General features: G+C 61.5%; 19 protein-coding genes. 12 read left to right on the forward strand and 7 right to left on the reverse strand.

The features are described from left to right. Positions 1-5 precede the first annotated feature (5 nt). On the forward strand, positions 6-854 hold the full coding sequence (asd, locus tag O3298_RS15695; RefSeq protein ID WP_251349155.1) for an archaetidylserine decarboxylase: 849 nt from the start codon (positions 6-8) through the stop codon (positions 852-854). Between the two features lie 17 nt (positions 855-871). Here asd and O3298_RS15700 read toward each other — a convergent pair whose 3' ends face one another. After that, positions 872-1,777, reverse strand: coding sequence for a LysR family transcriptional regulator (locus O3298_RS15700; protein ID WP_099664365.1), 906 nt, complete (start codon positions 1,775-1,777; stop codon positions 872-874). A gap of 124 nt (positions 1,778-1,901) precedes the next feature. Between O3298_RS15700 and O3298_RS15705 the strand changes: the two genes are divergently transcribed. From O3298_RS15705 to O3298_RS15715, 3 genes are all read left to right on the forward strand, one after another. Beyond that, complete coding sequence (locus tag O3298_RS15705; RefSeq protein WP_099664366.1) at positions 1,902-2,501, forward strand: FMN-dependent NADH-azoreductase; 600 nt, start codon at positions 1,902-1,904, stop codon at positions 2,499-2,501. A gap of 57 nt (positions 2,502-2,558) precedes the next feature. Then, on the forward strand, positions 2,559-3,434 hold the full coding sequence (locus O3298_RS15710; RefSeq protein WP_305055162.1) for a pirin family protein: 876 nt from the start codon (positions 2,559-2,561) through the stop codon (positions 3,432-3,434). Positions 3,435-3,550: 116 nt separating this feature from the next. Continuing rightward, a complete protein-coding gene (locus tag O3298_RS15715; RefSeq protein WP_305059955.1) occupies positions 3,551-4,501 on the forward strand; it encodes a cation diffusion facilitator family transporter in 951 nt (316 codons plus the stop codon). A gap of 41 nt (positions 4,502-4,542) precedes the next feature. On the opposite strand, the gene O3298_RS15720 is transcribed toward O3298_RS15715, so the two are convergent. Genes O3298_RS15720 through O3298_RS15730 form a run of 3 tightly spaced genes read right to left on the reverse strand, consistent with a single transcriptional unit; the run spans position 4,543 to position 8,120 of the window. Next, positions 4,543-6,795: a bifunctional (p)ppGpp synthetase/guanosine-3',5'-bis(diphosphate) 3'-pyrophosphohydrolase gene (locus tag O3298_RS15720; protein ID WP_099664369.1), complete on the reverse strand. Its 2,253-nt coding sequence runs from the start codon at positions 6,793-6,795 to the stop codon at positions 4,543-4,545. A gap of 39 nt (positions 6,796-6,834) precedes the next feature. Further along, positions 6,835-7,185 carry a RidA family protein gene (locus O3298_RS15725; protein WP_034784210.1) on the reverse strand — a complete coding sequence of 117 codons (351 nt, stop codon included), beginning with the start codon at positions 7,183-7,185 and terminating at the stop codon, positions 6,835-6,837. A gap of 53 nt (positions 7,186-7,238) precedes the next feature. After that, on the reverse strand, positions 7,239-8,120 hold the full coding sequence (locus O3298_RS15730) for an alpha/beta fold hydrolase (RefSeq protein ID WP_077403235.1): 882 nt from the start codon (positions 8,118-8,120) through the stop codon (positions 7,239-7,241). A 215-nt stretch (positions 8,121-8,335) separates the two neighbouring features. Between O3298_RS15730 and O3298_RS15735 the strand changes: the two genes are divergently transcribed. Together O3298_RS15735 and O3298_RS15740 are read left to right on the forward strand one after the other, a co-directional pair. After that, on the forward strand, positions 8,336-9,673 hold the full coding sequence (locus O3298_RS15735) for a dicarboxylate/amino acid:cation symporter (protein ID WP_289905371.1): 1,338 nt from the start codon (positions 8,336-8,338) through the stop codon (positions 9,671-9,673). Between the two features lie 237 nt (positions 9,674-9,910). After that, positions 9,911-10,321 (forward strand): DoxX family protein, encoded by a 411-nt coding sequence (locus O3298_RS15740; RefSeq protein WP_077409084.1) that lies wholly within the window; start codon positions 9,911-9,913, stop codon positions 10,319-10,321. 52 nt (positions 10,322-10,373) lie between these two features. Here O3298_RS15740 and O3298_RS15745 read toward each other — a convergent pair whose 3' ends face one another. Together O3298_RS15745 and O3298_RS15750 are read right to left on the reverse strand one after the other, a co-directional pair. Continuing rightward, on the reverse strand, positions 10,374-11,024 hold the full coding sequence (locus O3298_RS15745; RefSeq protein WP_251349161.1) for a CoA transferase subunit B: 651 nt from the start codon (positions 11,022-11,024) through the stop codon (positions 10,374-10,376). 157 nt (positions 11,025-11,181) lie between these two features. Continuing rightward, positions 11,182-11,880 (reverse strand): CoA transferase subunit A, encoded by a 699-nt coding sequence (locus tag O3298_RS15750; protein WP_099664372.1) that lies wholly within the window; start codon positions 11,878-11,880, stop codon positions 11,182-11,184. Positions 11,881-12,027: 147 nt separating this feature from the next. Here O3298_RS15750 and O3298_RS15755 point away from each other — a divergent pair, with 147 nt between their 5' ends. Further along, on the forward strand, positions 12,028-12,594 hold the full coding sequence (locus tag O3298_RS15755; protein WP_305059956.1) for a LuxR C-terminal-related transcriptional regulator: 567 nt from the start codon (positions 12,028-12,030) through the stop codon (positions 12,592-12,594). Positions 12,595-12,694: 100 nt separating this feature from the next. Here the strand turns inward: O3298_RS15755 and O3298_RS15760 are convergent, their stop codons facing one another. After that, a complete protein-coding gene (locus tag O3298_RS15760) occupies positions 12,695-13,471 on the reverse strand; it encodes an SDR family oxidoreductase (protein WP_034752351.1) in 777 nt (258 codons plus the stop codon). Between the two features lie 264 nt (positions 13,472-13,735). Here O3298_RS15760 and O3298_RS15765 point away from each other — a divergent pair, with 264 nt between their 5' ends. The 5 genes from O3298_RS15765 to O3298_RS15785 all read left to right on the forward strand — a co-directional run bounded on the left by O3298_RS15765 (position 13,736) and on the right by O3298_RS15785 (position 20,711). Continuing rightward, positions 13,736-15,412, forward strand: a complete 1,677-nt coding sequence (locus O3298_RS15765; protein ID WP_174718100.1) for an electron transfer flavoprotein-ubiquinone oxidoreductase — start codon at positions 13,736-13,738, stop codon at positions 15,410-15,412. 230 nt (positions 15,413-15,642) lie between these two features. Next, positions 15,643-18,252, forward strand: coding sequence for a tetratricopeptide repeat protein (locus O3298_RS15770; protein WP_305059957.1), 2,610 nt, complete (start codon positions 15,643-15,645; stop codon positions 18,250-18,252). Continuing rightward, complete coding sequence (locus O3298_RS15775; RefSeq protein WP_289915595.1) at positions 18,249-19,382, forward strand: DegT/DnrJ/EryC1/StrS aminotransferase family protein; 1,134 nt, start codon at positions 18,249-18,251, stop codon at positions 19,380-19,382. The genes O3298_RS15770 and O3298_RS15775 overlap by 4 nt, the downstream gene beginning before the upstream one ends. Then, positions 19,379-20,122 carry a CatB-related O-acetyltransferase gene (locus O3298_RS15780; protein WP_305059958.1) on the forward strand — a complete coding sequence of 248 codons (744 nt, stop codon included), beginning with the start codon at positions 19,379-19,381 and terminating at the stop codon, positions 20,120-20,122. The genes O3298_RS15775 and O3298_RS15780 overlap by 4 nt, the downstream gene beginning before the upstream one ends. Then, positions 20,115-20,711: an acyltransferase gene (locus O3298_RS15785; RefSeq protein WP_305051622.1), complete on the forward strand. Its 597-nt coding sequence runs from the start codon at positions 20,115-20,117 to the stop codon at positions 20,709-20,711. Before O3298_RS15780 ends, O3298_RS15785 begins: the two co-directional genes overlap by 8 nt. Positions 20,712-20,771 lie beyond the last annotated feature (60 nt).

Consider the following 20,771-nt stretch of genomic DNA (forward strand, 5'->3'; position numbering starts at 1 on the left):
CCATCGTGTCTGACCGTCTTGCCGTTTTGCCTCAATATCTGCTGCCCAAGGGAGCGTTGACCAATTTTGCCGGCCGGATCGCCGGTGCCAAGGGCGGCGCCATGACGACGCGCCTGATCCGCTGGTTCGTCGGCCGCTACAACGTCAACATGGATGAGGCGCTGGACCCGGACATCACGCACTACGCAAGCTTCAACGACTTTTTCACGCGCGCGCTGCGCCCGGACGCGCGTCCGCTGGCGCAAGCGGACTACGTCTGCCCCGTCGATGGCCGCATCAGCCAGTTCGGCACGATCGACAAGGACCAGATCTTCCAGGCCAAGGGCCACCATTTCAGCACGACGGCCCTGGTCGGCGGCGATGCGGCCCTGGCGGCCCAGTTCGAACACGGCAGCTTTGCCAATCTGTACCTGAGCCCGCGCGACTACCACCGCATCCACATGCCCTGCGATGGCCGCTTGACGCGCATGATTTATGTTCCCGGTGAACTGTTTTCCGTCAACCCGACGACGGCGCGCGGCATTCCCGGCCTGTTCGCCCGCAACGAGCGCGTCGTCTGCGTGTTCGACACGGCCAACGGCCCCTTCGTCATGACCCTGGTGGGCGCCACCATCGTCGGCAGCATGGCCACCGTCTGGCACGGCGTCGTCAACCCGCCCCGCACGGGTGAAATTCGCGACTGGAGCTATGCGAACGACAATGTCGTGCTGAAACAAGGCGACGAGCTGGGCCGCTTCCTGCTCGGTTCCACCGTCGTCATGCTGTTCCCGAAAAACACGGTCGATTTCAATGCCAGCTGGCAACCGGCCGGCCCCGTGCAGCTGGGCGAAGTCATGGGCAAGCTGCCCAAGTAAGGCAACAAGACGCGCGCCTAGACGGGCGCGTCGGTTCGGTACATTTCCTCCATCAAGTCCAGAAATGCGCGCGTCTTGGCCGGCATCAAGCGCCGGCCGGGAAACACGGCCCAGCCCGTGACGAGCGGAAAACTCCATTCCGGCAAGACCCGCACCAATTCCCCCGTCGCCACATACGCCTTGGCAAAACGGTCCGTGCTGGCCGCGATGCCCACGCCCGTGCACGCCATGCGCACCAGCAATTCCGGCGAGTTCGCCAGCAGGCGCACGGGCAAGTCCCGCTCCCACGTCGTCTTGCCGCGGATCAAAGTCCAGTGCACGAGGCCATGCACGGACCGTGGCAAACTGAGCAAATCGTGGCCATACAGATCGTCGGGATGCTCGGGCAAGCCGTGCACGCTCGTGTATTGCGGCGAGGCATACAGCGCCAGGGTGCTGAAGGCCACGCGGCGCGCGGCCAGGCTGGCATCGTCGGGCAAGTTGCCCATGCGGATGGCCAGGTCGAAGTTCTCTTCCAGCAAATCCACGCGACGCGCCGACAAGTCCAGTTCCAGCGAAATGGCCGGATAGCGGCGCACGAACTCGGCCAGCACCTGGCGCATCAGCGTGTCGCCAAAATCGGCCGGCATGGAAATGCGCAGCAAGCCGCTGGGGCCTGCCTGGCGGTGCTGGGCCAGCGCGCCGGCCGCCTCCGTTTCCTCCACCACCTTGCGCGCATGCTCGAGCAGGCTGGCGCCGAATTCCGTCAGCGCCAGCTTGCGCGTGGTGCGCAGCAGCAGCCGTTCGCCCAATTTCGCTTCCAGCAGCGAGATGCGCCGCGACAGGGTCGACTTGGGCAAGTCCACGCGCACGGCGGCGCGCGAGAAACTACCGCATTCGACGACGCGGGCGAACAGCAGCAAATCTCCGGGATCGATATCCATCACTGACCTTTACGTTCAATTGTTCCACTAGTGGATTAATGTTATCCATTTTAACGGCTTCCGCATCAATTTTGGAATTGCTATAGTTCATCCATCGCAAGACACCTCACAACGGAGAAACAAGATGAACATCCTGCAAATCAATTCCAGCGCCCGCAGCACCGGTTCCGCCTCGACCCGCCTGGCTGACGCCATCGTTACCCGCGTACAAGCGGCCAACCCAGGCGCCGCCCTGGTGCGCCGCGACTTGGCTGCCGCACCGCACCCCGTGCTCGACGAGCCGACCCTGCAAGCGCTGTTCACGCCAGCGGACAAGCGTACGCCGGAGCAGGCGGCCCGCATCGCCCTGGACGACGCGCTGATTGCGCAAGTGCAAGCGGCTGACGTGATCGTCATCGGCGCGCCCATGTACAACTTCGGCATCACCGTGCAACTGAAAAGCTGGTTCGACGCGATTGCCCGCGCCAACGTCACCTTCAAGTACACGGAAAACGGCCCCGTGGGCTTGCTGACCGGCAAGAAAGTCTACGTGGGCCTGTCCCGCGGCGGCTTGCACCGCGACAGCGCCAACGATAGCCAGGTGCCTTACCTGAACACCATGTTCGGCTTCCTGGGCCTGACCGACGTGCAATACGTGTATTCGGAAGGCATGGGCATGGGCCCGGAAGCCGTGGCCAAGGCGCAAGCCCAGGCGGACGCCGAGATCAACGCGATCCTGGTGTAATCCCCAGCAGTGAAAGGGGCGGCGCACTGGCGCCGTCCTGGCCTAGAGGAGAGAACAATGAGCGATACCACCACCATCAACAAACCACGCGCCGTCGAGCGCGTGATCGCCGGCCAGGCCGTCATGGATGGCGCCGGCGTGAAGATCAACCGCGTGCTGACGCAGCAGCTGCAGCGCCGCCTCGACCCGTTCTTGATGCTCGACAACTTTGCCAGCGACAAGCCGAACGACTATATCGCCGGCTTCCCCGAGCATCCGCACCGCGGCTTCGAAACCGTGTCGTACATGATCACGGGACGCATGCGCCACAAGGACAGCGCGGGCCACGAAGGCTTGCTGACCTCGGGCGGCGTGCAATGGATGACGGCCGGCAGCGGCGTGATCCACTCGGAAATGCCGGAACAGGAAGAAGGCGTGATGGAAGGTTTTCAGCTGTGGCTGAACCTGCCCGCGCGCGACAAGATGCGCACGCCGTGGTACCGCGACTTCGACAGCAGCGAAATCCCCCGCTACACGACGGACGCGGGCGTGACCGTGCAAGTGATCGCCGGCGCCAGCCATGGCGTGACGGGCGCCGTGCAGCGCGAGCTGACGGAACCGCTGTACCTCGACATCGACTTGCCGGCCGGCGCCAGCTTCGAGCAGCCCTTGCCGCCAGGCCATAATGCCTTCCTGTACACCTTCCGTGGCGAAGTGCAAGTCGATGGCAAGGCCGTGCCCGCCCTGCGCATGGCGATTTTCGCCAACACGCCAGGATCCGACTGCGTGCGCATCGAAGCGCCGCAAGGCGGCCGCGTGATCCTCGTCGCCGGCCAGCCCTTGAACGAACCGATCGCGCAATATGGCCCGTTTGTCATGAATACCCAGGCAGAAGTGTTCCAGGCCGTACAGGATTTCCGTGAAGGGAAGTTTGGCGAGACGGCGGCGCAATAAAATTGCCTGTTCCATCAAAAACCTGCAGTCCTCCGGGCTTGCAGGTTTTTTTTCGTGCCGACTATATTGTTGCTTTTCAATTACACTGGCGGCAACATCATTCCACAAAGCATTCCATGCAGCCGACGCACACCGAACACGACGCCACCCATTTGCACGCCCACCTGAAGGGCGACGCCAAGCACACCCACTCGTTCGAGGGGCGCAGCCAAAGTATCCTCGCGTGGGCGCTGGGGCTGACCCTGTCATTTGCCGGCATCGAAGTGGCGGCCGGCTTCCAGTCCAATTCGCTGGCCCTGATTTCCGACGCGGGCCACATGGTCACGGACGCGGCCGCGCTGGGCCTGGCACTGCTGGCGCAACTGATCGCGCGCCGCCCTCCTTCGCCGCGCCACTCGTTCGGCTTTGGCCGCGCCGAGGCGCTGGCCGCCTTCGTAAACGGCCTGGCCATGCTGTGCGTGGTGGGCTGGATCTGCTACGAAGCGGCGCTGCGCTTTTCCTCCCCGCAACCCGTGAAGGGCGGCATGGTCTTCATCGTCGCCTTCATCGGCCTGGCGATCAACGTGGTGGTGGCGTGGGTATTATCGAAAGACAAGCAAAGCGTGAACACGCGCGCCGCCCTCGTGCACGTGATGGGCGATTTGCTGGGCTCGGTCGCCGCCATCGTCGCCGGCGCCGTGATTTACTTCACGGGCTGGATGCAGATCGACCCGCTGCTCTCCGTGCTGGTGTCGCTGCTGATTTTAAAGTCGACATTCGGCGTGCTGCGCGAGTCCTACCATTTCCTGATGGAAGGCGTGCCCATGCATATCGACTACATCCAGGTGGGTGCGGACGTGGAAGAAGTGGACGGCGTGATTGCCGTGCACGACTTGCACGTGTGGGACATGTCGCCGGGCCAGCCGGCCCTGATCGGCCACGTGGAAATCGAGCACCTCGACCATTGGCCGAAGGTATTGCGCGCGATCAAGAAAATGTTATTGAGTAAGCATGGCATCGACCACATTACTTTGCAGCCGGAGACGGCCACGATGGCGGGGCTGCATGCGAGCGACAAGACGCATTGACAGGGAGACGTGGGAATCCGGGCCGGATTCCCACAGATAAATTAACTTCTTCTTGCTTCCAGCACGCCACTGACGTCCTTGATCACATTCAGCGCTTTTAATAACTGCGCCGTCGAACTGATCTCGGCCGTAAACGTCATGCGGGCCTGGCCCTTGGCGCTTTGGGTGTTGACGCCGATCACGTTGATCTTTTCGCGCGAAAAGATTTCGGAGATGTCGCGCAGCAAGCCCTGGCGGTCGCCGGCCAGGATGAAAATGTCGACCGGATACACGGTGTCGTGCCCGCCCGTGCTGCCCCATTCCGTGAAGATCACGCGCTCGGGCGATTTGGCGCGCATTTCCTCGAAGTTCTTGCACGTGGCGCGGTGAATCGAGACGCCCTTGCCGCGCGTCACGAAACCGACGATGCTGTCCGGCGGCGCCGGCTTGCAGCACTTGGCCAGCACCGTCATCAAGCCCTCGGTCCCCACCACCAGCACGCCGGACTTGGCGCCCTGCTCCACGCTGGACGCGCGGCTTTTGCCGACCAGCACGGCGTCTTCTGGCACCACCACTTCGCCATTGTCGTGCAGCGCCTGCTCCACATGGCGCAGGCTGAATTCATCCTTGCCCACCGACAGGAACAGTTCGTCGACTTTCGCAAAGCCCAGCTTTTGCGCCAACGCTTCGAGGTTGACGGCCGTCTTGCCTTCGCGCTGCAAGGACTTTTCCACCAGCGCGCGGCCGTGGGCCAGGGTTTCCTGCATGTCGATGGCGTGGAACCAGGCGCGGATCTTCGAGCGCGTGCGCGTGCTGACGGCGTAGCCGGCGCTGAGCCAGTCGCGCGACGGCCCCGCCGTGCCCGGCGCGCCCTTGGCCGTGATGATTTCGCAGGTCTGGCCGTTCTTCAATTGCGTATTCAAGGGCACCATGATGCCGTCGACCTTGGCGCCGCGGCAGCGGTGGCCCACGTCCGTATGCAAGTGATACGCAAAATCGACGGGCGTGGCGCCCACGGGCAATTCCAGCACCCGCGCCTGCGGCGTCATGACGAAGATGCGGTCGTCCAGGGTGGCCGATTTCAGCTTTTCCACCCATTCGCGCTGGATTTCTTCCTGGCCCACGACGGCGTCGGCTACTTCCGTTTTCCACGCCAGCAACTGGCGCAGCCAGGCGATCTTTTCGTCGTATTTCTGGCCGGCAAAGTTCGAACCGCCCTCTTCCTTGTAGCGCCAGTGCGCGGCCACGCCGTACTCGGCAAAGCTGTGCATTTCATTCGTGCGGATTTGCACTTCCAGCGGACGGCCATCCTCGGCCGTCACCACCGTGTGCAGCGACTGATAACCGTTGGGTTTCGGCCGCGAAATGTAATCGTCGAATTCTTTCGGGATGGGGGTCCAGATATTGTGGACCACGCCCAGCACCGTGTAGCAGGTTTTCACGTCGGCAACGATGACGCGGAAGGCGCGCACGTCGTACAGGGCCGTAAAGTCCAGCTCCTTGCCGCGCATCTTGTTCCAGATGCTGTAAATGTGTTTCGGGCGGCCAAACACTTCCGCCTGGATACCGGCCGAGGCCAGCTCCGTCTGCAGGCGCAGAATCGCCGAGGAAACAAAACCCTCGCGCATCATGCGCTTTTCTTCCAGCATCTTGGCGATGCGTTTATACGCTTCCGGCTCGATGAAGCGGAACGACAAATCTTCCAGTTCCCACTTCAGCTGCCAGATACCGAGGCGGTTGGCCAGCGGCGCGTACAGATCCAGGGTTTCCTTGCCATACTCGCGCGTCATTTCATTGAACAATTTCAACTCGGCAAAGTAACGCAAGGTCGTCACGCACGAAGCCAGGCGCACCAGCACGACGCGCATGTCGGACGCCATCGCCAGCAACATCTTGCGCAGGGTTTCCACCTGGGCCACGGCTTGCTGCGCCGCATTCTTGCCGCGCCCGCCAGCGCTGCCGTGCTGCGCCTGGGTCAGCGCGCGCAAACGGATCAGCTGGCGCACGCCTGTTGCCAGGTCGCACACCTGCTTGCCGAAGCGCGGTTCGATATCGGCCGCCGTGTCGGGTTCCAGCAGGGTCAGCTCGAACATCAGGCCGGCGATGCGCGTTTCCGCATCGCTGCGCAGGAAAGCGAGCGTGGTGGCCACGCCGAGGGCGAACTCCAGCGCGGAGCGGCCGGCAAAGGTCAGCTTGTCGCCATACGCTTCGGTGGCATACGCGAGCGCGTCCAGCACGCGCGCGCTGTCCGGCGCACTCAAGCCCTCTACCAGTTGTTCCGAGGTGACGCTATTCGGGGCCGAGATGGAAACCATGTAATACCTTTAAACTTAATAACTCAACAACTGAATAACTTAACGCTCTGCAGCGATGATGACGATTTCCACCAGGCAAGCCGGATTGGCCAGCTTCGCTTCCACCGTGGCGCGCGGCGGCGTGTGGCCGGAAGCCACCCAGTCATCCCACACTTCATTCATGCCGGGAAAATCTTTCATGTCGGCGATGTAGATCTGGCACGACAGGATGCAAGTCTTGTCGCTGCCCGCTTCCATCAGCAGACGGTCGACGTGACCGAGCACTTCGCGCGTCTGGCCGACGATGCCTTGCGTGGTGTCTTCCGCGATCTGGCCAGCCAGGTAGATGGTGTTGTTGTGTATGGCTACTTCGGAGAGGCGTTTGCCTACGTGCAGTCGTGTAATTTCCATGCTTCTTCTTTCGGTTGTTTCAAAATCTGTACAGCGGTATTACTTGCCCAGCATTACTTGCCCAGCAAAAACTTGCGGGCGATGGCGATCTGGTCGTCGTGCACGAACGTGGGCGCATGGCCAACGCCGGCGATTTCCACCAGCTCCGCCTTCGGGCCACGGCCCAGCATGAGCGTGGCCGTCTCGTGCGACAGCAGATCGGATTCCGAGCCGCGCACCAGCAAGGTGGGGCAGCGCACGGCATCATACGCGGCCCACAGCATGGCTTCGTCGCTGGCCGCCGATTCCGGCGTGGCCGAGCGGAACGGCATGGCCAGTCCCATATCATAGTGGCGGCGCCAGTGGCCATCCTTATCCTGGCGCAACACATCCACCGCCAGTTTATGCCATTCCGCGTCCGTGTGCGGGCCGAAGCTGGCGGACACGTCGCGCACGAACCTGGCGCCTTGCTCGAATGTCTCGAAACGCAGATCCTGGCCGATGTAGTCGCCGATGCGCTGCAAGGCTTCCGGCGCCAGTGTCGGGCCGATATCGTTCAAGACCAGCTTGCTGATCGGGCTGTCCGGCAACGATGCCAGGCCCAGGCCGATCAAGCCGCCCATCGAGGTGCCGAACCAGTCCACCGTCTGGCGCTCGCCATTGGCCAGCACGCGCGCCAGCAGGGTCACCATGTCGCTCACATACTGCGGCACGCGGTAAAACTGCGGGTTGGCCAGCCAGCCCGAGCGCCCGCGTCCCACCACGTCGGGGCAGATCACGCGGTAATCGCTGGCCATGGCGCGCGCCAGGTTGTCGAAGTCGTCCGCCACACGCGTCACGCCATGGGCGCAGACGAGCACGTTCGGATTGTCCGCCGCGCCCCACTCTTTATACGACATGGTGTGCAAGCCTGCGGGGGAGATACATTGCACTGACTTGATGCTCGCTTCGATCATGCGATTTCCTTATTCGATATAAAAAGAGCACCGCTTCCTGCCAGCCATGGGGTGTCCCGCGCGCGACGCTACGGCAGTGTAGCGCAGCGCGGGCAATGCTCCAAGCGCGCGCCTGAAATGCTGCAGCGCAGCACGTCCGCCATGGCGCAATACCCGATATAGCGAAAGTGCATATCTGCGGTTATCCACAATTGAGCCTGCCTGGCAATGGGCGGATGATCGCAGCATCAACCCGCAAGAGGAGACCACTCGTGAAAAAACCATTCTATAAAATCCTGTACGTACAGGTGCTGTTCGCCATCGTGGCTGGCGTGCTGCTGGGGGTGTTCTACCCAACGAACGCTGTCGACATGAAACCGCTGGGCGACGGCTTTATCAAACTGATCAAGATGATCATCGCCCCGGTGATCTTCTGTACCGTGGTCTCCGGCATCGCCGGCATGCAGGATGTGAAGAAAATCGGCCGCGTGGGCGGCAAGGCGCTGCTGTACTTCGAAGTGGTTTCCACCTTCGCGCTGGCCATCGGCTTGCTGGTTGCTAACATCCTCAAACCGGGCGCCGGCTTCAACGCCGATCCGGCCCACCTGGACGCCAAGTCGATCGCGCAATACACGCACGCCGAAGGCATGAGCACCGTCGACTTCCTGATGAATATCATCCCGAAGACCTTCGTCGACGCCTTCGCCAAGGGCGACATCCTGCAAGTGCTGCTGATCGCCATCCTGTTCGGCTTTTCGCTGTCCCTGCTGGGCGAGCGCGGCCGTCCGGTCACCAAGCTGATCGACGAGCTGTCGCATGCCATCTTCGGCATGGTCAACATCATCATGAAAGTCGCTCCCATCGGCGCGTTCGGCGCGATGGCCTTTACCATCGGTAAATACGGCCTGGCTTCGCTGATCCCGCTGGCGAAACTGATGGGTTCCTTCTACCTGACCTGCTTCCTGTTCGTCTTCGTCGTGCTGGGCCTGATCGCCAAATACACGGGCTTCTCCATCGGCCGCTTCTTGTTGTACATCAAGGAAGAACTGCTGATCGTGCTCGGTACCAGCTCGTCGGAATCGGCCCTGCCGGCCCTGATGAAAAAACTCGAGCGCCTCGGTTGCTCCAAGCCAGTCGTCGGCCTGGTCGTGCCTACCGGCTACTCGTTCAACCTGGACGGCACCAATATCTACATGACCATGGCTGCCCTGTTCGTGGCGCAAGCTACCAACACGGAACTGACCATCTGGCAGGAACTGACCATCCTGGGCGTGGCGATGCTGACCTCGAAAGGCGCGTCCGGCATCACGGGCGCCGGCTTCATCACCCTGGCCGCCACCCTGGCCGTGGTGCCGACGATTCCCGTGGCCGGCATGGCGCTGATCCTGGGCATCGACCGCTTCATGAGCGAATGCCGCGCGCTGACCAATTTCGTCGGCAACGGCGTGGCCACCATCGTCGTGTCGAAATGGGAAAAAGAACTGGACATGGACAAGCTGCATAGCGAGCTGGCCCATCCAACCCACCCGACCGACGACGCCTATGTCGCCCCGACCGTGAATATCGTCAAGTAAGCCGTACGCTTCATTGAAAAGCCCCGCAGAGCGATCTGCGGGGCTTTTTTCATGCGCGCAGGCTTTTGCCAGCATGATCAACAAACAGTAAATCATGCATCAATATTTCATTGGATGATCAATGAATGAAAAACTATTACAGTACTGTCACCTGTTCGCCACCTGGTTCCCGCATAATGACATTGCGTTAATGCAAGCCTGACACCGAACCATCCTCACCTTTGAATGGAGTACGTCATGTCCCTCTCGCCCGCCTTCTACGCCACCTGGAACCCACGCCTGCTGGGCCTGCTGCGCATCATCCTCGGCTTCCTCTTCCTGCAACACGGCACGGCCAAACTGTTCGGCGCGCCGCACGTGGCCATGTTCGACGGCTTGCAACTGTTGTCCGTGATGGGCGCGGCCGGCGTCATCGAGCTCGTCGGCGGCAGCTTGCTGCTGGTGGGCCTGTTCACGCGCCCCGTCGCCTTCATCCTGTCGGGCCAGATGGCGGCCGCCTACTTCATGGCGCATGCGCCTGCCGGCTTCCTGCCGATCCTGAACGGCGGCGAAATGGCCGTCATGTATTGCTTCACCTTCCTGTATTTCGCAGTGGCAGGCGCCGGCGCCTACAGCCTGGACGGCTTGCGCGGCAAGGCAGGCGCATAAAAAAAAGGGCGGACATCGCTGTCCGCCCTTTCATTGCCTTCGACGATCCGTTTTATACGGCGGAAACGTCCAGTTCAGCGCCCGTGGCCGCCTGTACCTGCTCCTTGGTCACGCCCGGCGCCAGTTCCACCAGCTTCAGGCCGTTTTCCGTCACGTCGATCACGCCCAGGTCGCTGATGATGACGTCGACCACGCCCACGCCCGTCAGCGGCAAGTCGCACTGTTTCAGCAGCTTGTGCGACGTCGTGCCATCCTTGGCCGTGGCCACGTGTTCCATCAGCACGACGACGCGCTTGACGCCGGCGACGAGGTCCATCGCGCCGCCCATGCCCTTGACCATCTTGCCTGGGATCATCCAGTTCGCCAGGTCGCCCTTTTCCGACACTTGCATGGCGCCCAGAATGGCCAGGTTGATCTTGCCGCCGCGGATCATGCCGAACGAGTCAGCCGAGCTGAAGTAGGCGGCGCCCGGCAAGGCCGTCACCGTCTGCTTGCCGGCATTGATCAGGTCGGCATCGACTTCCTCGTCCGTGGGAAACGGGCCGATGCCCAATAACCCGTTTTCCGACTGCAGGAACACTTCGATATTTTCCGGCACATAGTTCGCCACCAGGGTCGGCAAGCCGATGCCCAGGTTCACATAAAATCCATCCTGCAATTCCTTTGCCGCGCGTGCGGCCATTTCATCACGTGTCCAAGCCATTATCATCTCCCTCAATTTTCGTGGAACGCCTGTCCAAACCTACTGTGCGGCGCGCTTTGCGGCCTGCGATGCTCACCGTACTAAAGTACGGTTGCGCTTCTTAGCCACAAATCACTGCCGCTCGCTACGGTTTTGCCATGCGTAAATCTTCTATTTATTAGTCAGTGCGCACGGTGCGCTGCTCGATGCGTTTTTCCGGGTTCGCGTTGACCACGATGCGGTGCACGAAGATGCTGGGAGTATGCACCTGGTCCGGGTCGATCTCGCCCACTTCGACCAGTTTTTCCACTTCGACGATGGTGATCTTGCCCGCCATGGCCACGTTCGGGTTGAAATTGCGCGCCGTCTTGCGGTAGACCAAATTGCCCGCGCGGTCGGCCATGTAGGCTTTCACCAGCGACACGTCGGCCACGAGGCTACGCTCCATTACGTATTGTTCGCCGTCGAATTCGCGCAGCTCCTTGCCGTCGGCGACGATGGTGCCCACGCCCGTCTTGGTGAAGAAGGCGGGAATGCCGGCGCCGCCGGCGCGCAGCTTCTCGGCCAGGGTGCCTTGCGGCGTGAATTCCAGTTCCAGTTCGCCGGCCAGGTACTGGCGCGCGAATTCCTTGTTTTCGCCCACATAGGAGGCGATCATTTTCTTGATCTGGCGCGTGGTCAGCAGCTGGCCCAGGCCGAAACCGTCGACGCCGGCGTTATTCGAAATGGCCGTCAGGCCCGTCACGCCCGAATCGCGCAAGGCGCCGATCAGGGCTTCAGGTATGCCGCACAGGCCGAAGCCGCCAACGGCGATGGTCTGGCCATCTTGGACGATACCGGCCAGCGCCGAGGCGGCGTCAGGATAAACTTTATTCATGGGTGTCCCTCTATCTTTTGTTAAGCTTTGGTCTTGAGTCCATGACTCAGGCAGCGACTCAGCATAAAATACGCGAGTGGAAAGTACAATACCGTAGAACTACCGGCACCGTGCCGGCAATCCCCCTGTGAGAGTGATACGTATCAGATGAACGCCGCGTCAGCCATCGATTATGAAAGTATCTTCCTGCACGCGCCCGTGGGCATGTGCATGTCGGAAAACCGCATCATGCGCAGTTGCAACGAAGCGCTGGCGGCCATGTTCGGCTATGCGCGCACCCAGCTGGACGACCAGTCGTTCGAAGTACTCTACCCCACGCACGACGAATTCCTGCGCACGGGTGACCGCATCATCCCCATCATGAACGCCAAGGGCCGCTATTCGGACGAACGCATCATGCGCCGCAGTAATGGAGAATTGTTCTGGTGCCACGTCACGGGCCACGCCATGCTGCCGCAGGAACCGCTGGGGCCGGGCATCTGGACGTTCGAGGATGTCAGCGAAAAACGTCCCGTGACGGCGGAACTGACGCCGCGCGAGCGCGAAATCGCCGCCCTGCTGGTGGAAGGCAAGACCAGCAAGGTCATCGCCCGCCAGATCGACCTCAGCCCCCGCACGGTGGAAATGCACCGCGCCAAGCTGATGCGCAAGTTCGCCGCCTCCACGTCGTCCGAGCTGGTGCACAAGCTGGTGGGACTGCAGCTGCAGCGCTAGGGCTGCAGCCATGGTGACTATCGTTTAACGCCAAGTAAAACCGTCGCGAGCGGCAGCGATTGGTGGCCGAGAAGCGCAACGCGCAGCAGGTTTTATGGCGTTAAAAGGTGCTCATGCCGCCATCGGCGGAAATGATGGCGCCGTTGATGAAATGCGAATCCTCGCCCGCCAGCAGCAGCAGCAGGCCGTCGAGGTCTTCCGGCTTGCCCGGACGTTTATTCGGCAGCATTTCGATCAATTTCTTGCCCTGTTCAGTGGCAAAGTAATCTTCGTTGATTTCCGTGGAAATGTAGCCGGGACAGATGGCGTTCGTGTTGATGCCGTACTTGCCCCACTCCACCGCCATGGCGCGCGTCATGTGCACCATGCCCGCCTTGCTCATGCAGTACACGCCGATCTGCGGCAGCACCTGCAAGCCCGCCATCGAGGCGATATTGATGATGCGGTGCTGCTTCTTCGGGTCGCCCTTGGCGCGCGCGATCATGCGCTTGGCCGTTTGCTGGGCCACGAAGAACGATCCGCGCAGGTTGGTATCCATCACGAACGAGTAATCCTCGGGCGTGACGTCGACCAGGCGTTGCGTGGTGGAGACACCGGAATTGTTGACGAGAATATCGATGGGGCCCGCTTCCGTTTCCGCGTGCGCGATGGCCGACTTGATGCTGGCGAAGTCGGTCACGTCGAGCGACACCACGTGCGCGGCGCCGCCATCGGCTTCGATTTCGGCGCGCAATTCCTTCAGGCGTTCGGTGCGGCGCGACGCCAGCACGACCTGCGCGCCGGCCTGGGCCAGCACTTTCGCAAAGCGCGCGCCGAGGCCGCTCGATGCGCCGGTAATCAGGGCAATCTTGCCCTCGAAATTGACTTCTATGCCCACGAGCTACTCCTGTTTTATTTTAGATAACACTTTACGCCGTGCCGATGGCGCAGGGGCAAAATACCCTGCGTCGCACTTGAGCAAAGGTAAACGCCATCATTACACAAAATGGCCGGATTTAGATTGCGGCGAGGGGCAATGTCACGCAAAATGGCGCCAAAGTTGCAATCCTCGTCAAAAACAAGCACACTCGTGCTTAAATTTCCCCGATGATGCTTTATTCCCTATCCTTGCTACCTAATTGAGTGACTATAAATCGAGACCATGACACAGCCTAATAACTTAGTTGAACAGTACGGACCGCGCGAAACCATGGAGTATGATGTGGTGATCGTCGGCGGTGGCCCCGCAGGCTTGGCCGCGGCGATCCGCCTGAAGCAGCTGGCCGCTGAAAAGAGCCAGGAAGTGTCCGTCTGCGTGCTGGAAAAAGGCGGCGAACTGGGCGCGCATATCCTGTCGGGCGCCATCATGGACCCGAAAGCGTTGACCGAACTGATTCCGAACTGGAAAGAACTGGGCGCGCCCCTGAACACGGAAGTGACGGAAGACCGCATCCTGTTCCTGACCGAAACGAAAGCGTATAAGACGCCGGGCTTCGCCGTGCCGGCCTGCTTTGAAAACCACGGCAACTACATCGTCTCGCTGGGCAATGTGGTGCGCTGGATGGGCCAGCAGGCGGAAAACCTGGGCGTGGAAATCTTCCCCGGCTTCCCTGCCGCGGAAATCCTCTACAACGACGACGGTTCCGTCAAAGGCGTGGCGACCGGCAACATGGGCGTCAAGCGCGACGGCGAGCCGGGCCCCGACTTCCAGCTGGGCATGGAATTGCACGCCAAGTACACCCTGTTCGCCGAAGGCGCGCGCGGCCACCTGGGCAAGCAATTGATGGCCAAGTATGACTTGAATGCCGGCAAGGACCCGCAGTCCTACGGCATCGGCATCAAGGAATTGTGGGAAATCGACCCCGCCCAGCACAAGCCGGGCCTGGTGATCCACTCGAGCGGCTGGCCGCTGGACACGAAAACCTACGGCGGTTCCTTCCTGTACCACCTGGAAAACAACCAGGTCATGGTGGGGTATGTGGTCGGCTTGAACTACGAAAACCCGTACCTGTCACCATACGAGGAATTCCAGCGCTACAAGACGCATCCGGAAATCCGCAAGTTCTTCGAAGGCGGCAAGCGCATCTCGTACGGCGCGCGGGCGATTGCGGCCGGCGGCCTGCAATCGTTGCCGAAACTGGTGTTTGCCGGCGGCGCGCTGATCGGCTGCGATGCGGGCTTCCTGAACATGAGCCGCATCAAGGGCAGCCACGCGGCCATCAAGAGCGGCATGCTGGCGGCGGACGCGGCCTTCGGCGCGCTGGGCGAACAGCGCCAGCACGACGAACTGACGAGCTACCCTGTCGCCTTCGAACAATCCTGGCTGCATGAAGAGCTGCACGTGGCGCGCAACGTCAAGCCATGGCTGTCGAAAGGCCTGTACCTGGGCAGCCTGATGACGGGCATCGACCAGCTGATCTTCCGCGGCAAGGCGCCGTGGACCCTGCACCACTCGCATGGCGACCACGAATGCCTGAAACCGGCCGCCCAGTCGAAGAAGATCGTGTATCCGAAACCGGATGGCAAGCTGACCTTCGACAAGATGTCGTCCGTGTTCATTTCGAACACGAACCACGCGGAAGACCAGCCGATCCACCTGACGCTGAAGAACGCCAGCGTGCCTGTCGACGTCAACCTGGCCACGTATGCGGGTCCGGAAGCCCGTTACTGTCCCGCCGGCGTGTACGAGTTCGTGAAGAACGACGACGGCGCCGAACGCCTGCAGATCAATGCGCAGAACTGCGTGCACTGTAAAACCTGCGACATCAAGGATCCAACGCAAAACATCGTGTGGGTGACACCGGAAGGCGGCGGCGGGCCGAACTATCCGAATATGTAATCGCAAGGCTCCGCAGCAGCGGCTGACAATCGGCCAGAACAGCGCACTCCCGTCCGGCAGTGCGCTGTTTTTTTGTCGGAAGGACCAGAATTGCCCGCACTTTGGACCAACTGCAACAGCAAGTGCGCATTCGCGCGGCGTGCGTCAACAAATTCCCCTCGGAAAGTTTCTCACGGGCACTGTCACCAGTTACAATTCCCGTTGCTAAACATTTCTGCCAGCCTCAGCCCATGCACCCGACCCTCCCTCCCGCAGTCTCCCCCGACACCGAATTACAGCAAGCCATCGCTGAACACCAGGCAGGGCGTTTTGCCGAGGCGGAAGAGATTTACCTGTCGATCCTGCAGGCCCATCCCTACCATGCCATCGCCAACCACAACCTGGGCTTGCTGGCCGGACAAGTAGGCCAGCACGTGGCCGGCCTGCCGTATTTGCGCAAGGCGCTGTCCGTCGCCCCGGACGAAGGCCAGTTCTGGCTGTCCTATGCGCAGGGATTGCTGCAGGCGGGACAGCCCGACGAAGCGCTCGACATCGTCGACACCGCCATCGCCCGCGGACTGGACAATGATGCTTCGCAAGCGCTGCGCCGGCAGGCGCAGGAAGCCGTCGCGCTGGCGGCCCTGTCGCCGTCGCAGCCGGAAATGGACCACATCGTACAGCTGTACCAGGCAGGCCAGCATGCGCAGATGGAAGCGGCCTGCCGGCAATTGCTGGCAAGCTATCCCGACTCGCCGTTCGGCTGGAGCGTGCTGGGCACGGCCCTGCAACTGCAAGGCAAGGATGCCCTCGCCACGCTGCAGCGGACGGTGGAACTGACGCCGCACGATGCGCAGGCGCATGGCCACCTGGGCAATGCCTGGCAAACGGCCGGAAAACTCGATGCAGCCCGCGACTGCTACCTGCGGGCGCTGGAAATCGAGCCGGCGTTCGCCGAGGCGCACTGCAACCTGGGCAACCTGCTCCAGGCGGAAAACCGGCTGGACGAGGCCGTGGCGAGCTACCGCCGCGCCCTTGCCTTGAAGCCGGACTACGCGCTGGCGGCATTTAACCTGGGCAATGCGCTGCTGCGCCAGAAACAGTTTGGCGCCGCTGCCGACAGTTTCCGCGCCGCCACCCTTGCATTGCCCGACGACGCCGAAGCGCACAACCGGCTCGGCCAGGCGCTGCACGAAAACAAAAATGTGCAGGACGCCGTGCGCAGCTTCCAGCGCGCGCTGCAGATCAAACCCGATTACCGGGCGGCACGGAACAATCTGGTCGCCGCCTACCTGGCGCTGAAACAGTATCAGGATGTATTGACGTGCCTCAACACGGCCATGGAATCCGAACCAGATGATGAAGAATTGCACTTTCATTTAGGTAATGTCATGCGCACCATGGGCAAAAGCAAGGAAGCGCTGGCCGCGTTCCAGCGCGCCCTGGAAATCAAGCCCGACTACGCAGCGGCGGAAATCAACCTGTGCTCGCTACTCCATGCCGAAGGCCACCTGGAGGAAGCCATCGCCAGCGGCTATCGCGCGCGGACGGTGGCGCCGCATATTCCGGAAAGCCACAGCGGCCTGCTGTTTTGCCTCAGCCATAGCATCGATATCGACGCCCAACGCCTGTTTGAGGAACATTGCCGCTTCGGCGACGCCTTCGACCGCCCGTCTGCGGCCGGGACAGCGGAAGGCCAAGTTTTCCACAACGACAACGATCCCGCGCGGCGCATCAGGGTCGGCTTTGTCTCGGGCGACTTCAATTCGCACGTGGTGTCCAATTTCGTCGTGCCCGTGATCGCGCACCTGAGCGCCAGCCCCGGCCTGAGCCTGTATGCCTATTACAACAATACGCTGGAAGACGCCGTCACGCAGCGCCTGCGCGGCTATTTCCCGCATTGGCAAAACATCATCGAGGTGAGCGACAGCAACTTGCAGGAAAAGATCCGCGAAGACGGCATCGATATCCTGGTCGACCTGTCCAGCCATACGGCCTTCAACCGCCTGACGGCCTTTGGCCGCAAACTGGCGCCGATTCAGGTCAGCTGGATCGCCTATCCCGGCACAACGGGCCTGAAAACCATGGATTACTACCTGACGGACCCGCAATTCGACGTCGATGAAAAGTACTTCACGGAAAAAGTCGTGCTGCTGCCCGCCAGCGTGCCCTTCCTGCCATCGTCGGACTCCCCGGAACTGGTCCGCGCGCCCGCGCTGGGCAACGGCTACCTGACCTTCGGCAGCTTCAATCGGCTCAGCAAGCTCAATCCAGGCGTCATCGCCCGCTGGGCAAAGCTGCTGCGGGCCCTGCCCGAAGCGAAAATGCATCTGGCTGCCATGCAAAAGGACAGCGACATCGCCACCTTGCAAGCCTGGTTCGCGCAGGAAGGCATCGCCGCCGACCGCCTGACCTTCCACGGCCGCACCCACCTGGGCGGCTATCTGGCCCTGCACCAGCAAATCGACCTTTGCCTCGACACCTTCCCGTACACGGGCGGCACCACCACGCTGCACGCGCTGTGGATGGGCGTGCCCACGCTGACGCTCAAGGGTACAAGCGTACCGAGCCATGCCGGCGCCTGCATCTTGCAGCATGTGGGTCTCGACGCTTTCATCGCGACCGACGACGACGATTTCGTCCGGAAAGGAATATTCTTGTCTAACAACATCATGCAACTGGCCGTCCTGCGCGCAGACTTGCGCAACCGCATGCAAGAGTCGGCGCTGGCCGACTCCCGGGCCATCGCCCACAATATGGAACAGGCTTTCCGCACCATGTGGCAGCGCTGGTGCGGCGGCTTGCCGCCCGCATCGTTCGCCATTGCGCCCGACGACGCCAGCAAGCAGGCGGTGCAGTCATGAGCGACAAGAAGCCGATTTACGTCACGCAGCCGCTCATGCCGGATTTGCAAGATTTCCTGCCGTATCTGGAAGAAATCTGGGAAAACAAGATCCTCACCAACGGCGGCCCGTTCCACCAGCAACTGGAACAGGCGCTGTGCGACTATCTGGGCGTCAAGCACATCTGCCTGTTTACCAATGGCACGCTGGCGCTGATCACGGCCCTGCAGGCGCTGCGCATCACCGGCGAAGTGATCACCACGCCCTATTCCTTCGTCGCCACCGCCCATTCGCTGCTGTGGAATGGCATCAAGCCCATTTTTGTCGATATCGACCCGCTGAGCCTGAATATGGATCCCGCCAGGATCGAGGCAGCCATCACGCCGCACACCACCGCCATCATGCCGGTGCACTGCTATGGCCGTCCCTGCGACGTGGAACGCATCGAAAAGATCGCCGACAACTATGGCTTGAAAGTCATCTACGACGCGGCGCATGCGTTCGGCGTGCGGCACAAGGGCAGCAGCGTGCTCAATTGCGGCGACCTGTCCGTGCTGAGTTTTCACGCCACCAAGATTTTCAATACCTTTGAAGGGGGCGCGATCGTCTGCCCCGACGCCAAGACCAAGCAACGCATCGACCATCTGAAAAATTTCGGCTTCGTCGACGAAGTGACGGTGGTGGCACCCGGCATCAACGGCAAGATGAGCGAGATCAACGCCGCATTCGGCCTCCTGCAATTGAAGGGCATCGACGCGGCTCGCCTGCAGCGCCGCGCCATCGATGGCCGCTACCGGGAACGGCTGGCGGCCATCGCCGGCATCGACTGCCTGCCGGCGGGAGAGGAAGAATCGGCCAACCATTCCTACTTTCCCATACTCGTCAAGGAAGCCTACGGCATCAGCCGCGACGCACTGTTCCAGCTGCTGCGGGACGAGAATATCTATGCGCGCCGCTATTTCTATCCGCTCATCAGCGACTTCCCCATGTACCGCAGCATGCCGACCGCCGCCCACAGCAATCTGCCGAACGCGCTGCAGGCATCGCGGCAAATCATCTGCCTGCCCATCTATCCCGGCCTGGGTCTCGATCAGGTCGATGCCATCTGCGCCATCGTCGAGCGTCACGCACAGGCCGACCTGACTCCATGAATATTTCCACAGACACCGACTTTTTCGGCACCATCGACGACCATCGCTGGGCGGCACAATTTACCGTGCTGTCCTACAAGGACGGCGGCCAGACCCTGATACCGCATGGCTTTTTCCGTAACTGGCTGGGCAATGAGCCGGACTTCGGGCAATTTACCATCGGCCGCTGTTCCGGCATCGGCATCGGTTCGCAAGCCAAATACGATTCGACCGCGCAGCACCTGCAAATCGGGCGCTACGTTTCCGGCGGCGCGAATCTGCGCTTCATCCTCAACGGCCAGCACGACATGCGCACCATTTCCACGTATCTTCTGGCATTGGGCGGCATGGGCCTGGAAAACAGCCCGATTCCCCAATATGCCGATACGGTCATCAAGAACGATGTGTGGATCGGCGACGAGGCGATGATATTGGGCGGCGCGGTCATCGAGAATGGCTGCGTCATCGGTGCGCGCACGCTGGTGCCGCCCAATTTCCGCAGCGAACCCTACGGCATTTACGCCGGGACGCCTGCGCGGCTGCTGCGCTTCCGCTTCAGCGAGGAAGTGCGCGCAGCCCTGCTGGCGCTGGCCTGGTGGGAACTGCCGCTGAGCTGGATACGCGAGAATAATGCGCATTTCCTGCAAAACATGACGGCCGACGACGGCGAGGCGCTGCGCATCATTGCCGAACTGGCAGAAAGCAAGCGCCGCCACCTGGAAGCCGGCGCCGCACACCCGCACAAGGATGACCATGTCTGAACTTTTCAATCCCGGCTATTACACCGAAGAAGACTTGCACGGCGCGGGGTTTCGCAGCCTCGGCCACAACGTGCGCATCGCCAGGAACTGCGTCATCATCGGCATCGACAATATCGCCATCGGCAACAACGTGCGCATCGATGGCTACAGCACGCTGGTGGCGGCAGGTGGCCATATCCGCATCGGCAGCTACGTTCACATTGGCGGCGGCTGCTTTCTCTCCGGCGGCGCAGGCATCACGCTGGAAGACTACGCCGGCTTGTCGCAAGGCGTGCGCCTGTACAGCAAGACCGATGACTACAGCGGAGCGAGCATGACCAACCCCACCGTGCCGGCGGAATTTACAAACTGCAAGAGCGGCGCCGTCCACCTGGGCAGGCACGTCATCATCGGCTCGGGCAGCGTGGTGCTGCCCGGCGCGCAGCTTGGCGAAGGCGTCGCCGTGGGCGCGCTCAGCCTGGTCACCAAGTCCCTGCCGGCGTGGGGAATCTATGCGGGCACACCGGCGAAGCGTATCAACAGCCGCGACCAGGGGCTGTTAATTGCGGAAGAGCAATTGCGCGCGCGGGATGCCGTGAAAAATAGTTAAAAGTATATTTTTAATCATAATTTCCATGGCAATAAAAAATCAGCGCAGGCCAGCGGCCAG

Origin of the sequence: Janthinobacterium sp. SUN137 (genome assembly GCF_030587265.1) — a bacterium.
GTDB classification, from domain to species: domain Bacteria; phylum Pseudomonadota; class Gammaproteobacteria; order Burkholderiales; family Burkholderiaceae_D; genus Janthinobacterium; species Janthinobacterium kumbetense.